Here is a 13,362-nt window from a genome sequence, read left to right as displayed (position 1 = left end):
CTCGTGCGGATCGACTTCCACGGCTCCCCCCGGCCGACCCTCGGGGTGGAGTGGGAGCTGGCCCTGGTCGACAAGCAGACCCGCGACCTGAGCAACACCGCCTCGGAGCTGCTCGACGCGGCGCGCCCGCGCCACGAGAACCCCGAGCGGCTCCACAAGGAGCTGCTGCGCAACACCATCGAGCTGGTCACCGGGATCTGCGACACCGTCGGCGATGCGATGGCCGACCTGCGCCAGTCCCTCGCGGCGGTGCTGCCCGCCGCCGACGACCTCGGCGTCGACCTGTTCGGCGCCGGCACCCACCCCTTCGGCACCTGGTCGGGCCAGCAGCTCACCCCGGGTCACCGCTACGAGGAGCTGATCAACCGCACCCAGTGGTGGGGGCGACAGATGCTGATCTGGGGCGTGCACGTGCACGTCGGCCTGCCCGAGCGCGACCGGGTGATGCCGGTGCTCTCGTCGCTGCTCAACTACTACCCGCACCTGCAGGCGCTCTCGGCCTCCTCGCCGGTGTGGTCGGGCACCGACACCGGCTACGCCTCGAACCGGGCGCTGATGTTCCAGCAGCTGCCGACCGCCGGGCTGCCCTTCCAGTTCCAGCGCTGGTCGGAGTTCGAGGCGTTCGCCCACGACCAGCTGACCACCGGGGTGATCGAGGACCTCTCGGAGATCCGCTGGGACATGCGCCCGGCGCCGCACCTGGGCACGCTCGAGAACCGGGTCTGCGACGGCATCTCCGACATCGGCGAGCTCGCCGCCCTGACCGCGCTGATGCACTGCCTGGTCGTCGACCTCGACACCCGGCTGGCCGCCGGCGAGACGCTGCCGGTGATGCCGCCGTGGCACGTGCAGGAGAACAAGTGGCGCGCCGCCCGCTACGGGCTGGACGCGATCATCATCCTCGACGCCGACTCCCATGAGCGGCTGATCACCGAGGACCTCGACGACCTGCTCGAGCGGCTCACCCCGGTGGCGCGGCGCCTGGGCTGCGCCGACGAGCTGCGCGCGGTCGCCGAGATCCCGCGCCGCGGCGCGTCGTACCAGCGTCAGCGGGCGGTGGCCGCCGCGCACGACGGCGACCTGGTCGCGGTCGTCGACTCGGTGGTGGCCGAGCTGCGCGCCAGCCTCTGAGGCCGCCGCTCCTCCCACGCCTCCCTGCAGCGGCTCGAGCGCGACGGCTGGGTCGAGGTGCTGGAGACGGCGCAGGACGCCGGGCCGACCCGGACGGTCTACGCGCTGACCGAGGCGGGGCGCACCGAGCTGCATGCCTGGCTGGCGACCAGCGAGCCGGCCGGCCCGTACGCCGCCGACGAGCTGGTGCGCAAGACCGTCACCGCGCTGAGGCTGGGGGCGGACGCGGGCGCCTTCCTGCGGCGCCAGCGCGCGGTCCACCTGACCCGGATGCGCGAGCTGCTGGCGCTGCAGCGCGCGACCACCGACCCGGCCGGACGGATCGCCGTCGACCACACGGTGTTCCACCTGGACGCGGACCTGAGGTGGCTGGAGACGGCCGCCGAGCGGGTCACCGAGCAGACCACCCAGAGCCAGCAGAACAGACAGTGACCGACCGAGGACACGGGGGCCCAGACGTGAGCGAGATCCTGATCGAGGCACGCGGCGTGCGCAAGGCGTACGGCCGCACCGAGGCGCTGCGGGGCGTCAGCCTGGAGGTGGGGACCGGCGAGTCGGTCGCGATCACCGGCCCCTCGGGCAGCGGGAAGTCGACGCTGCTGTTGTCGCTGGCGGGCATCCTGCGCCCGGAGTCCGGGGAGGTGCGCTTCGCCGGGGCCAGGTTGGACGACCTCCCCGAGGCGCAGCGCACGCGGCTGCGGCGGCGCCAGTTCGGGGTGGTGCTGCAGTTCGGGCAGCTGGTCCCCGAGCTGACCGCGGTGCAGAACGTCACGCTCCCGCTGCTCCTCGAACGACACGAGCGCGGACCGGCCGAGCGGGTGGGGCTGGGCTGGCTCGAGCGGCTCGGCGCGCTCGGCCTGGCCGACGCGCTTCCCGGCGAGCTGTCCGGCGGCGAGTGCCAGCGGGTGGCCGTGGCCCGGGCTCTGGTGACCGGCCCCCAGGTCCTCTTCGCCGACGAGCCGACCGGCGCGCTGGACACGGTGGCAGGTGAGCAGCTCCTGGAGACCATGCTCGGCGCCGCCCGCGACACCGGCGCGAGCGTGATCCTGGTGACCCACGAGAACCGGGTGGCCGCACGTGCCGATCGCGAGGTCCGGTTGCGCGACGGGCTGGTCCAGTGACCCGCCTGGCACTGCGGCTCGCCCTGGCCGGCGGCCGGGGTCGCGCGCTGCTGCTGGCGGCGTGCACGGCCGCGGTCTCCGGCCTGCTGCTCGTGGTCGTCACCGTGCTCTCGCTGCCCGGAGAGCCCCAGGAGCATCTCTACGACGTGGTGGCCGACCCCGGCACCCGCGGCGGCTACGCGCTCAGCACCCTGCTGCTCGGCCTGGCGCCGCTGCTCCTGCTCCACCAGGCCGTCCGCCTGGGCACCTCCGCCCGCGAGCGCCGCCTCGCGGCGCTGCGGCTGGCCGGGGCCACGCCGGGCGAGGTCCGGCGCATCGGCGCGGTCGAGGTCGGCGTGCCGGCCCTGATCGGCGCGCTCGGCGGCATCGGCGTCTACTGGCTGCTGCGCCTGGTCCTGGGCGGCAACCTGGCCTACACCCGCTCCGTGGACGGCGGAGCCTGGCAGGAGACACTCTCGCTGCGGATCGTGCCGACCTCCGTCGTGCCGACGTGGTGGCAGCTGCTCGTCGTCGTCGCGGCCGTGACGCTGCTGGGGGTGGGCACCGGCGCCCTGGCCGGGCGCCGCGTCGTCGTCAGCCCACTCGGCCTCACCCGGCGATCGGCTCGGCCCAGGCCGCGGCCCTGGGGCCTGCTGCTGGTGGCGGCGGGGCTGGCGTGCGGGCTCGGGTACACCTTCGGCTACACCACGCTGTCCGCCGAGGCCGCCGCGGTCCTCCCGCTGCTGGCGGTGCTCCTGCTCGTGCTGGGCCTGGTCAGCCTCGCTCCCTGGACGGCGTACGCGGTCGGCCGGGCGGTCGCCGAGCGAGCCCGCAGCGCCCACGTCCTGCTGGCCGCGCGCCGCCTGGTCGCCGACCCGCGGCCCGCCGGCCGGGCCGCCGCGGCGCTGGGCGGGGTCGGCCTGGTGGCCGGCGGCGGGACCGCCTTCGTCTCCGAGGTCGCCACCATGGCGGACGACGACGCCGGCTACTACCTCGTCGGCGCGGTCCTGGCCGCCCTCGCACTGCTGCTCGCCCTGGCCACCGTGGTGGGCTCGCTGGCGGTCCACTCCGTCGAGTCGCTGCTGGACCGCAGGCGGGCCATCGCCGGGCTGTCGGCCCTGGGTGTGCCGGACGAGCTGATCGTGCGGGCCCAGCGGTGGGAGGCCGGGCTCGTCGCCGTGCCGGTGACCCTGGCCGGCGCCCTGCTCGGCATCGCGGTCGTCGGCGCCTCCCCCGACACCGCCAGCCTCGGCTGGGCGCTGTGCAGCGCGGTCACGCTCGTCGTCCTCCCCGCGCTCGTCTGGGCCGCCGTCCACGCCGCGGTGCGCCTGGTCCGGCCCTGGACCCTCAGCACGACCGCAGCAGGGAACCTGCGGACCGAGTGAGCGCTGCGCCTGCGAGCCGCACCGGTCTTCAGCGCGGGTCCACCATCTCCAGGCGCACCCCGAGCAGCCGGACCGGACGGTCGCGCTCGACCCGGTCCAGCAGCGAGAGCGCCGCGGCGGCGAGCGCGTCGGGGTCGTTGCTGGGCGCGGGCAGGGTCAGGCTGCGGGTCACGGTGAAGAAGGGCCGGTAGCGCACCTTGATGCCGATCCGCGCCGCCGGACGCCCTTCCCGGTCGACGTCCTCGACGACCCGGCGGGTCAGCGCCGCGACCTCGCGCTCGACCTCGCCCCAGTCCTCGAGGTCGCGCTGGAAGGTCTGCTCGCGCCCGTGCGCCTTCGCCACGTACGGCGTGGCGTCAACCGGGCTGGAGTCCACACCGCGACCCAGCCGCCGGTACCACGGCCCCATCGTGGGGCCGAGCCGCTCGGCCAGCTCGGCGGGGTCGGCGCCGGCCAGCTCGGCGACCGTGGTGATCCCGATCGCCGCCAGCCGGGCGGCGGTCTTGCGCCCGATCCCCCACAGCGCCTCGGGGCCGCGCTCCCCCATCACCGCGAACCAGTTCTCCTCGGTCAGCCGCCACGTCCCGCGCGGCTTGCCGAAGTCGGTGGCGATCTTGGCGCGCAGCTTGTTGTCGCCGATCCCGACCGAGCAGTGCAGCCGGGTCGCGGCGAGCACCGCCTCGCGCACCCGCCGCGCGAACTCCTCCGGCTCGCCGAGCGGGCCGTGGCCCGGCCCGGCGGCCAGGAACGCCTCGTCCCAGCCGAGCACCTGCACCACCACCGGCACCCCGCCCCACTCCAGGTCACGCAGCGTGGCCATCACCTTGGCGGAGGCCGCCTCGTAGGCGTCCTTGTCCACCGGCAGGAAGACCGCGTCGGGGCACTTGCGCGCGGCCACCCGCAGCGGCATCCCCGACCCCACGCCGAACTCTCGGGCCGGGTACGACGCGGTGGCCACGACGCCGCGCTCAGTGGGGTCGCCGTTGCCTCCGACGACCACGGGCAGGCCCTCGAGCTCGGGGTGGCGCAGCACCTCGACGGCGGCGATGAACTGGTCGAGGTCGACGTGCAGGACCCACTCCACGGCGCTCACGACCCCTCACCGGCGCGGGGGCGGAAGGGCGTCGGTGGACTCCAGCTGGCTCATCCCGGTCAGCAGCAGCAGGTCGGCGATCACCGAGCGGATCTGAGCCAGGACCACCTCGATGACCAGCTCGTCGGTGCGCTCCACCTGCCCGGTCCCGGCGGCGACCTTGAGCAGGGCGTCCTGCGCCCCCACCGGCGTCCGGTTGGCGTCCAGCTCGGCGGCCACCTCCTGCGCCGCGTCGGCGAGCTCGTCGCACAGCTTGGCGTAGGAGCGCGGCACCGGTTGGCGCCGGTAGGCGACGACCGCCGTGCGGCGCACCAGCACCCGGGTGCTGCGCAGGGCCCGGTCGAGCGGCTCGACCATGTCGGCCATCCGGCGCAGGTCGCCCTTGTGGCGGACCCGGAAGGGCGAGGAGGCCACCACCGAGAGCCCCTCGTCGGCGGCAGCCTGCAGCTCGCGGATCAGGTAGTCGGTGGAGCGGGCGTCGGTGAGCAGCTCGAGCGCGGGCTCGACCTCGCCGTCGACCATCACCTCGCCGGCGGCGCGCAGCAGCCGGGCGATCTTGCGCACCACCACGGCCGCCTCCTCCCGCGGGCGCCGCAGCGGGGCCGCCGGGACGACGGTGGCCGCGACCAGCGCGACGGCGCCGCCGATCAGCGCGTCGGTCCACCGGATCAGCCCCGCCCCGGGGTCGGGCACCAAGGTGGTGACCACGATCGACTGGATGGCCGCCTGGTTCACGAACAGCTGCCCCCCGTCGAGCAGGAAGGCCGCCGACATCGCCAGCGCCACGATCAGCGTCAGCTGCCACCAGCCGGCCCCCACCTGCGCCACCAGGACGTCACCGGCGAACACACCCACCGCTACCCCGATCGCCACCTCGACCACCCGGCGAAGCCGCTGGCCGTAGGACGTGCCGAGGCTGAGCACGGCCGCCACCGGGGCGAAGAAGGGGATCGGGTGGTCGAGCAGGTCCGCCGCGATGAACCAGGCGACACCCGCCGCGATCGCGCACTGGGCGATCGCCCACGACTTGGCGCGCAGCCGTTTCAGGCGTGCCCGCAGCGAGGTGCGGCCCCGGCTCCAGGCCCGGTCGAGCGGGTTCGGCTCCATGCCTCAGATCCTGCCAGAGCGATCCCCCACCACGACCGGGCCTCCGAGCGGCTCAGCCGCGCGAGAGCTGCGCCCAGGTCAGCGCCGTCTTCATCCGGCCCAGCTCGCGGTACCAGACCCGCACCGCGGTGCGGCAGCGCACGCGCTGGACCCGGGTGTCGTACTCCCCGCACTCGGCCCTGGCCTCGGAGTCGGTGGGCGGGAAGACCTCCGTGCCGTCGTAGTGGCGGATCTCGAACCCGTTCGCCTTGTCCCCGGTGATCTCCACGATCGTGTCGCCGGGCGGCGTCCAGCCGGGACCGGAATCGGCCAGCGCCGCCCCGGTCCCGGCCAGCGCCAGCACCACGAGCGCCGTACTCGTCGCAATGAGTCTCTTCATCTGCTCAGCTCCTGCCCTCAGCACGCCGGCCGATCCGGCGCACCGCCACGCTAGGGAGCCGGCGGCCCCGGTGGCCGGACCGTGCGGTGGCCTGTGGAGGACGAGGACGCCGGGGCGCCCTGTGGATGCTCAGCGGGCCAGCGTCACGGCGCTCGGCACCTCGTGCTGGGTCTTGCCGCCCGATTTTCGCCCTTGTGAACAGCGTCACCTCACGTCAGTATCAGAGCTCGCTCACCTGGGGGGAACACCGTGGCCACACCGCTCGACCCGACGTCGCTGGGATTCCTGTTCGCGGAGAACCGCGCCATGCCGATGCACGTAGGCGGCCTGCAGCTCTTCACCACCCCCGAGGGCGCCGGGCCCGACTACGTCTCGGGCGTCTACGAGCAGATGCGCGACGTCGCCGAGATCAGCCCGCTGTTCAGCAAGCGACCGCACCGCTCCCTGCGCACCGCCGGGCAGTGGGTGTGGGCCCCCGACGAGCTGTTCGACATCGACTACCACGTGCGGCACGCGGCGCTGCCCGTCCCGGGCCGGATCCGTGAGCTGCTCGAGCTGTGCTCGCGGGTGCACGGCATGCGGCTGGCACCGGAGCGCCCGCTGTGGGAGGCCTACCTGATCGAGGGACTGGCCGACGGCCGCTTCGCGATGTACACGAAGATGCACCACGCCCTGGTCGACGGGGTCTCGGCAACCCGCCTGCTGCAGAGCGTGCTGAGCACCGACCCCGACCGCCGCGACATGCCGCCGCCCTGGGGCGCACCTCCGCCCAGCCGGCCGCCGGCCGTGCGCCCGGCCGCGGCCACCCTGGCCGAGGTCCCGCTCCACGCACTGCGCTCGGGCCTCGCGATCAGCGCGGAGGCGGCCGGCCTGCCCGCCGCCCTGCTGCGCACCCTCAACCGCGGGATCCGCAACGAGACGTCCGCGCTCTCCCTCTACGCCCCCCGCACGATCCTCAACCAGACGATCACCGGCTCGCGACGCTTCGCCGCCCAGGACTGGCCGGTCGAGCGGATGAAGGCGATCGGCGCCGCCACCGGCACCACGATCAACGACGTGGTCCTCGCCATGTGCAGCGGCGCCCTGCGCGGCTACCTCAAGGAGCAGGGCGAGCTGCCCGACACCCCGCTGGTGGCGATGGTGCCGGTGGGCCTGAACGCCAAGCAGGCCCAGAGCGCCTCCGCCGAGGGCGGCAACGCGGTCGGCGCGGTGATGGTCGGGCTGGCCACCGACCTGAGCGACCCGGCGGATCGGCTGCACGCGATCCACCGCTCGATGGCCACCGGCAAGCAGGCGCTGTCCTCGATGACGCCGCTGCAGATCCTGGCGATGAGCGCGCTGGGAGTGGCGCCCTCGATCCTCACCCCGATGCTGGGCATGCAGGGGCTGACCCGCCCGCCGTTCAACCTGATCATCAGCAACGTGCCGGGCCCCCGTGATACCCACTACCTCAACGGAGCCAGGCTGGACGGCGTCTACCCGCTGTCGATCCCGATCCACGGCATCGCCCTGAACATCACCTGCACCTCCTACGCCGGGAAGATGGGCTTCGGACTGACCGGCTGCCGGCGCACGGTGCCCCGGCTGCAGCGGCTGCTCGCCCACCTCGACGACGAGCTCGCCGCGCTGGAGAAGGCGGTCGTCTAGCCGGCTCAGTCGGCCGGTGGGTGCGCCTCGAGCCCGCCGCCGACCCGCTCGGCCACGGCCTGCAGCCGGGCCCGGGTGATCTGCGAGACGGTGGCGAACCCGGCCGCGCGGGCGTTGGAGCCCTCCCGGGTGGGCTCGGCGATGTTGATGCTGGTGCAGTGCCGGGTGCCGCCGTCCTCGGCGTTGAGCAGGGCCACCGCGTGCCCCGTCGTGCCGCTGCCGGCGAAGAAGTCCAGCACCCGGGCGTCGCTCGGCATGGTCGCGACCACCCGGCGCAGCAGCCCGGTGGGCTTCGGGGTCTCGAAAACGTGCCCGACGATGTCCTTGAGCTCGGCCACCGCGGAGTCGGTGGAGCCGATCTCGTCGGGCAGCCAGATCGTCGGCAGCTTCTTGCGCCGGTCCGGGTGCAGCCAGTCCTTCTGGAAGACGTCGACGCGCTGGCCCAGGCGGCCCTTGACCACCCGGCACAGCAGGTCGTCGGGGCGCTCGTCGACCAGCGGGCGCGACCAGCGCCACACGGCGGGCGTGCCGTCGCCGAAGACCGGCCTGATCTCGGCGGCGTCCTCGAACGGCGCGGTGGCCACCCGGCCGCTGACCGGGTCCCCCCACAGCGGGTAGTGCAGGGTCCGCGCCGTCACCGGGTTGAAGCGCTTGTTGGTGTTGCGCAGCGGGAGCCGACGGTAGCGCCGCCCGTCGGGGTCGACGAGCGGGAAGTCGGCGGCCACCACCGTCTCCGCCGAGGTGGCGTCGAGCGCGCAGAGCCGGATGTCGCGGGCGTAGACCAGCAGGTACTCGTGGCTGGTCGCGAAGAACGGCCCGAGCTGGCGCCCCTTGGGGTTCAGGCTCACCACCACCTGGGCGATGAGGCTCTCCTCGCCGAACACCTCGTCCATCAGCAGCCGCAGGTGGGCCACCTCGTTGTCGTCGATGCTGAGGAAGATCGCCCCGGACGGCTTGAGCACCTCGCGGGCCAGCTCGAGGCGGGGTCGCATCATCGAGGTCCACGCCGCGTGCCGGGTCGTACGGCGGGTGCCGTCGGCGCGGTCCCCGCGGAAGTCGTCGCGGTAGGCGAAGTCGTTGCCGGTGTTGTAGGGCGGGTCGATGTAGACCAGGTCGAAGGCCGACTCCGGGCGGGTCCGCGCCTGCGCCACCAACGTGGGCAGCACCTCGAGGCTGTCGCCCTCGATGAAGGTGTTCCACACCGTTGGTCCCACGCCGCGCCGCACGGTGGGCACCCTAGCCCGCCCGCGGCGAGTACCACTTCGTGAGACCCCGATCTCGGCGCCGGGATTTCGGAGCACGCTGCACGGGCAGCCCGACAGAACGAAGGAGTCGCTTGTGACCCACCGCCCGGAGACCATCGCGGTGCACGCCGGCCAGGAGGAGGCGGACCCCGCCACCAACGCCCGCGCCGTGCCGATCTACCAGACCACGTCCTACGTCTTCAACGACACCGAGCACGCCGCCAACCTGTTCTCGCTGGCCGAGCCCGGCAACATCTACACCCGCATCATGAACCCCACCCAGTCGGTCTTCGAGGAGCGGATGACCCAGCTCGAGGGCGGGGTGGGCGCGCTGGCCACCGCCTCGGGCTCCGCGGCGACGACGTACGCCGTGCTCAACCTGACCTACACCGGCGACAACATCGTGGCGCTCTCCACGCTCTACGGCGGCACCTACGCGCTGTTCGCGCACACGCTGCCGCAGTTCGGCATCGAGGTCCGCTTCGTCGACCCCGAGAAGCCCGAGGAGCTGGCCGCCGCGGTCGACGAGCGGACCAAGCTGGTCTTCGCCGAGACCGTCGGCAACCCGCGCATCAACGTCGTCGACATCCGCGCCTGGGCCGACGCCGCACACGCCCAGGGCCTGCCGCTGATCGTCGACAACACCGCCCCCACGCCGTACCTGTGCCGGGTCTTCGACCTCGGCGCGGACGTCGCGGTGCACGCCGCCACGAAGTACATCGGCGGGCACGGCACCTCCATCGGCGGCATCATCGTCGACTCCGGCAACTTCGACTGGGCCGCGCACTCCGAGCGCTTCCCGGGGCTGACCTCGCCCGACGACGCCTACCACGGCGTGGTGTGGACCGAGGCCGTCGGCAACCTCGCCTACATCGTCCGCGCCCGCACCGTGCTGCTGCGCAACACCGGGGCGGCGACCACCCCGATGAACGCCTGGCTGTTCCTGCAGGGCCTGGAGACGCTGCACCTGCGCATGGAGCGGCACAGCGAGAACGCGCTGAGCGTTGCGAAGTACCTCCAGGGCCACGACGCGGTGTCCTGGGTCAGCTACCCCGGGCTCGAGGACAGCGCCTACAAGGAGGTCGCGGACCGCACCTTCACCGGGCGCGGGTACGGCGGCCTGGTCAGCTTCGGCCTGAAGTCCGGGCGCGAGGGCGGCAAGACCTTCATCGAGGCGCTCGGGCTCTTCAGCCACCTGGCCAACATCGGCGACGCCAAGTCGCTGGCGATCCACAACGCCACCACCACCCACTCCCAGCTCACCCCCGACGAGCTGGTGGCGGCCGGCGTGCCCGAGGACATGGTGCGGCTCTCGATCGGCATCGAGCACGTCGAGGACATCATCGCCGACCTCGAGCAGGCGCTGGCCAAGAGCAGCTGAGGTGCCGCTTCGCCCTGCCGGCCAGCGGGTCCTCCTGTTCACCGAGGAGGACCCGCTGGTGCTCGCCGACGGCTCGTGTCTGAGCGAGGTCGAGGTGGCCTTCGAGACCTACGGGACGCTCGCCGCCGACGGCTCGAACGCCGTCTTCGTCTGCCACGCCCTGACCGGGGACGCGCACGCCGCCGACTGGTGGTCCACGATGGTCGGCCCCGGCCTGCCCGTGGACACCGAGCGCTTCTTCGTGATCTCGCCCAACCTGCTCGGCGGCTGCCGCGGGACGACCGGTCCCCGCTCGATCGACCCGAGCACCGGACGGCGCTACGGACTCGACTTCCCGCAGCTCACGATGCGCGACCTGGTCGCCGTGCACCGGCGGCTGGCCGCCCACCTCGGCGTACGGCGCCTGCACGCGGCGATCGGCGGCTCGCTGGGCGGGATGCAGGTGCTGCAGTGGGCGATCGACGCCCCCGACGAGCTCGAGCGCGCCGTCGTCGTCGCCGCGAGCGGCCGGCTGACCGCGATGAACATCGGGTTCTCCGCGGTCGCCCGGGCCGCGATCACCGGCGACCCCGGCTTCGCGCAGGGTGACTACGACGACGGCGCCGGGCCGAGCCAGGGGATGGCGATCGCCCGGATGATGGCCCACCTGACCTACATGTCCGAGCGGGGCCTGGAGGAGCGCTTCGGGCGCCGCCCGCAGCGCGAGGCGCTCGGCGGCGGGTTCGGGGTGGACTTCGCCATCGAGTCCTACCTCGAGCACCAGGGCTCGGTCTTCCTGGAGCGCTTCGACGCGCTGTCCTACCTGTACTTCACCCGGGTGATGGACTACTTCGACCCGTTCGCCGAGCCGGGGACGGCGCAGCGGGTGGCCGGCGGCGGGACCCGGTTCCTGGTGATCTCCTTCGACTCCGACTGGCGCTTCGGCACCGAGCACTCGGTCCGCCTCGCCGACGCGCTGCGCGCCGGGGGCGTCCCGGTCCGCCGCCACGAGATCAGCGCGCCCTGGGGACACGACTCGTTCCTGATGACCGCGCCCGGCTACCAGGAGCTGGTGACGGGGTTCCTGCGCAGCTGAGCCCCACCGGTCAGCGCGCAGGCCTCGCGCGCGCAGCGTGGATGGCGCACCATGTGCGGATGGGGACCGAACGGCGCGGCACGTCGGCCGGAGCCGCCGGCAGCCTGGTCGTGGTGCTGCTGCTGGCCGGCCTGGTGCTGCTGGACCCCGACGGAACCACGCGCACCCTGCGCGCGCTGGCGGGCTACGGCGGTGCACGGCTCGAGGCCGCTCCCGACGTCCCCCACGGCGAGGGCCGGTACGCGTTCAGCCTGACCCAGAGCGGCAGCGACCAGCCGGTCGGCTACGACCCGTGCCACCCGGTCCGGGTGGTGGTGAACCCCGAGGGCGCCCCACCCGGCGGGAGCGCCTTGATCGCGACCGGCATCGACCGCGTGGCGGCGGCGACCGGTCTGCGCTTCGAGGTCGAGGGCACCACCGACGACCGCGACTTCACCGACCGCACGGCCGTCCGCTCCCCCGCGCACTCCGACCCCGTCCTGGTGGGGTGGTCGACCGCGGAGGAGCTCCCCGCGCTGACCGGAGACGTCGCCGGCATCGGCGGGAGCACCGCGGTGGGCGCCGGGCGCACCGCGATGCGCTACGTGACCGGCATGGTGGCACTCGACCGCGACGCCTTCACCCGCCTGGCCGCCCGCCCCGACGGGTACGCCATGGCGCAGGCGATCGTGGACCACGAGCTCGCCCACCTGGTCGGCCTCGCCCACGTCGACGACCCCTACGAGCTGATGAACGCCGACAGCAGCGGCGGCGTCACCGCGTTCGGCCCGGGCGACCGGGAGGGCCTGGCGCGGCTGGGGTCGGTGCGGTGCCGGTGACGCCGCTCAGAGGCCGAAGACCAACCAGGCGAAGACGGCCGCCAGCGCCGGCGCCACCAGCAGCCATTTGCTCAGCAGCCGGTGCTGGTGGATGAGGAGCCCGGCGAAGATCGCCAGCACGCCGAGCACGCTGGCGATCACGACCAGCCCGATCTGACCGGCGAAGTCGATGGTGTCCATCATCCGCGCGGCCAGCACCAGCCCGCCGGCGAGGTGCAGGATCGTGGTCACCGCGAGGGTGGACATCACCCACTTCTGCACGTTGCTGATGCTCATCCCGCCCGTGGACACCTGGCTGGCCTGGAGGTTGGCGGGATCCATCAGGTGCCGCTGGCGGCGGGGCTGGGTGCTGGGCAGGTCGCTCATGGAGTTCCTCTCGAGGCGCTGGGTCCATGATGTCACCGCCCGGCTGGGAGAGTGCGGGGTGTGCCCCTGTTCTCCCGCGCCGAACTCGAGTCCTTCCGCGACACCGAGGTCCCCGACCTCCTCGGGCCCGGACTGCGACTGCTCTTCGTCGGGATCAACCCGGGCCTGTGGACCGCGGCCACCCAGACCCACTTCGCCCACCCGGCCAACCGCTTCTACCCCGCGCTGCTGCGCGCCGGGATCATCGAGCGCCGCATCGACCCGTCCGCCGGGATGAGCGACGCCGACCGCGACGACCTGCGGGCGCGCGGCATCGGCATCACCAACCTGGCCCCGCGCGCCACCGCCCGCGCCTCGGAGCTGACGCCCGAAGAGCTGCGCGAGGGCTCCCGGCGGCTGGTCGAGCTGGTGGAGCGCGAGAGCCCCCGGGTGGTCGCGGTCGCCGGGATCACGGCGTACCGGACGGCGTTCGGGCTGCCCAAGGCGGTGCTCGGCCCCCAGCCGGCAGACCTCGGCCCGGCGCGGCTGTGGGTGGTCCCCAACCCGAGCGGGCTCAACGCCCACGAGACCCTCGCCACGCTGGCGCAGGCGTACGCCGAGCCCGCCCGGGAGGCCGGGGTCCTCGGCTGAGCGGCC

14 protein-coding genes are annotated in these 13,362 nt (G+C 73.7%); 9 read left to right on the top strand and 5 right to left on the bottom strand.

Going from position 1 to position 13,362, the window contains the following annotated elements:
• The first annotated feature begins 3 nt into the window (after positions 1 to 3).
• From AC6EH9_RS04910 to AC6EH9_RS04895, 4 genes are read left to right on the top strand one after another with little or no spacing between them, the layout of a single operon-like run.
• Positions 4 to 1,131, top strand: a complete 1,128-nt coding sequence (locus AC6EH9_RS04910; RefSeq protein ID WP_498421118.1) for a glutamate--cysteine ligase — start codon at positions 4 to 6, stop codon at positions 1,129 to 1,131.
• A gap of 24 nt (positions 1,132 to 1,155) precedes the next feature.
• On the top strand, positions 1,156 to 1,563 hold the full coding sequence (locus tag AC6EH9_RS04905; RefSeq protein WP_498421685.1) for a PadR family transcriptional regulator: 408 nt from the start codon (positions 1,156 to 1,158) through the stop codon (positions 1,561 to 1,563).
• A 26-nt stretch (positions 1,564 to 1,589) separates the two neighbouring features.
• Positions 1,590 to 2,252 (top strand): ABC transporter ATP-binding protein, encoded by a 663-nt coding sequence (locus tag AC6EH9_RS04900; RefSeq protein WP_498421116.1) that lies wholly within the window; start codon positions 1,590 to 1,592, stop codon positions 2,250 to 2,252.
• Positions 2,249 to 3,616, top strand: a complete 1,368-nt coding sequence (locus AC6EH9_RS04895) for an FtsX-like permease family protein (protein ID WP_498421115.1) — start codon at positions 2,249 to 2,251, stop codon at positions 3,614 to 3,616. Before AC6EH9_RS04900 ends, AC6EH9_RS04895 begins: the two co-directional genes overlap by 4 nt.
• 28 nt (positions 3,617 to 3,644) lie before the next feature.
• Here AC6EH9_RS04895 and AC6EH9_RS04890 read toward each other — a convergent pair whose 3' ends face one another.
• The 3 genes from AC6EH9_RS04890 to AC6EH9_RS04880 are packed head-to-tail and all read right to left on the bottom strand — an operon-like array spanning position 3,645 to position 6,195.
• A complete protein-coding gene (locus tag AC6EH9_RS04890; protein WP_498421114.1) occupies positions 3,645 to 4,709 on the bottom strand; it encodes a DNA polymerase IV in 1,065 nt (354 codons plus the stop codon).
• A 6-nt stretch (positions 4,710 to 4,715) separates the two neighbouring features.
• Complete coding sequence (locus AC6EH9_RS04885; RefSeq protein ID WP_498421112.1) at positions 4,716 to 5,816, bottom strand: FUSC family protein; 1,101 nt, start codon at positions 5,814 to 5,816, stop codon at positions 4,716 to 4,718.
• Between the two features lie 52 nt (positions 5,817 to 5,868).
• Positions 5,869 to 6,195: a hypothetical protein gene (locus tag AC6EH9_RS04880; protein WP_498421111.1), complete on the bottom strand. Its 327-nt coding sequence runs from the start codon at positions 6,193 to 6,195 to the stop codon at positions 5,869 to 5,871.
• A gap of 249 nt (positions 6,196 to 6,444) precedes the next feature.
• Here AC6EH9_RS04880 and AC6EH9_RS04875 point away from each other — a divergent pair, with 249 nt between their 5' ends.
• The gene (locus AC6EH9_RS04875) at positions 6,445 to 7,842 is read left to right on the top strand and encodes a WS/DGAT/MGAT family O-acyltransferase (RefSeq protein WP_498421110.1); all 1,398 of its coding nucleotides are present in this window, start codon (positions 6,445 to 6,447) and stop codon (positions 7,840 to 7,842) included.
• A gap of 5 nt (positions 7,843 to 7,847) precedes the next feature.
• Here AC6EH9_RS04875 and AC6EH9_RS04870 read toward each other — a convergent pair whose 3' ends face one another.
• A complete protein-coding gene (locus tag AC6EH9_RS04870; RefSeq protein ID WP_498421108.1) occupies positions 7,848 to 9,044 on the bottom strand; it encodes a site-specific DNA-methyltransferase in 1,197 nt (398 codons plus the stop codon).
• A gap of 136 nt (positions 9,045 to 9,180) precedes the next feature.
• Between AC6EH9_RS04870 and AC6EH9_RS04865 the strand changes: the two genes are divergently transcribed.
• From AC6EH9_RS04865 to AC6EH9_RS04855, 3 genes are read left to right on the top strand one after another with little or no spacing between them, the layout of a single operon-like run.
• Positions 9,181 to 10,467 (top strand): O-acetylhomoserine aminocarboxypropyltransferase/cysteine synthase family protein, encoded by a 1,287-nt coding sequence (locus tag AC6EH9_RS04865; protein WP_498421106.1) that lies wholly within the window; start codon positions 9,181 to 9,183, stop codon positions 10,465 to 10,467.
• A gap of 1 nt (position 10,468) precedes the next feature.
• The gene (gene metX, locus AC6EH9_RS04860; RefSeq protein WP_498421105.1) at positions 10,469 to 11,542 is read left to right on the top strand and encodes a homoserine O-acetyltransferase MetX; all 1,074 of its coding nucleotides are present in this window, start codon (positions 10,469 to 10,471) and stop codon (positions 11,540 to 11,542) included.
• A 59-nt stretch (positions 11,543 to 11,601) separates the two neighbouring features.
• Positions 11,602 to 12,360: a hypothetical protein gene (locus tag AC6EH9_RS04855; protein WP_498421103.1), complete on the top strand. Its 759-nt coding sequence runs from the start codon at positions 11,602 to 11,604 to the stop codon at positions 12,358 to 12,360.
• Positions 12,361 to 12,366: 6 nt separating this feature from the next.
• Here the strand turns inward: AC6EH9_RS04855 and AC6EH9_RS04850 are convergent, their stop codons facing one another.
• On the bottom strand, positions 12,367 to 12,726 hold the full coding sequence (locus tag AC6EH9_RS04850; protein ID WP_498421101.1) for a hypothetical protein: 360 nt from the start codon (positions 12,724 to 12,726) through the stop codon (positions 12,367 to 12,369).
• A 60-nt stretch (positions 12,727 to 12,786) separates the two neighbouring features.
• On the opposite strand from AC6EH9_RS04850, the gene AC6EH9_RS04845 reads away from it, so the two are divergent.
• Positions 12,787 to 13,356: a mismatch-specific DNA-glycosylase gene (locus tag AC6EH9_RS04845; RefSeq protein WP_498421099.1), complete on the top strand. Its 570-nt coding sequence runs from the start codon at positions 12,787 to 12,789 to the stop codon at positions 13,354 to 13,356.
• Positions 13,357 to 13,362: the final 6 nt, after the last annotated feature.

This window comes from Nocardioides sp. Z21_20 (assembly GCF_059766585.1).
Note: the sequence above shows the minus strand (reverse complement) of the source record. Positions and strands in the feature narration are given on the sequence as shown.

Bases quoted from the DNA above. Each gene is read 5' to 3' on its own strand.
- AC6EH9_RS04885 (WP_498421112.1), bottom strand. From the start codon at position 5,816: ATGGAGCCGAACCCGCTCGACCGGGCCTGGAGCCGGGGCCGCACCTCG.
- AC6EH9_RS04880 (WP_498421111.1), bottom strand. From the start codon at position 6,195: ATGAAGAGACTCATTGCGACGAGTACGGCGCTCGTGGTGCTGGCGCTG.
- AC6EH9_RS04855 (WP_498421103.1), top strand. From the start codon at position 11,602: ATGGGGACCGAACGGCGCGGCACGTCGGCCGGAGCCGCCGGCAGCCTG.
- AC6EH9_RS04850 (WP_498421101.1), bottom strand. From the start codon at position 12,726: ATGAGCGACCTGCCCAGCACCCAGCCCCGCCGCCAGCGGCACCTGATG.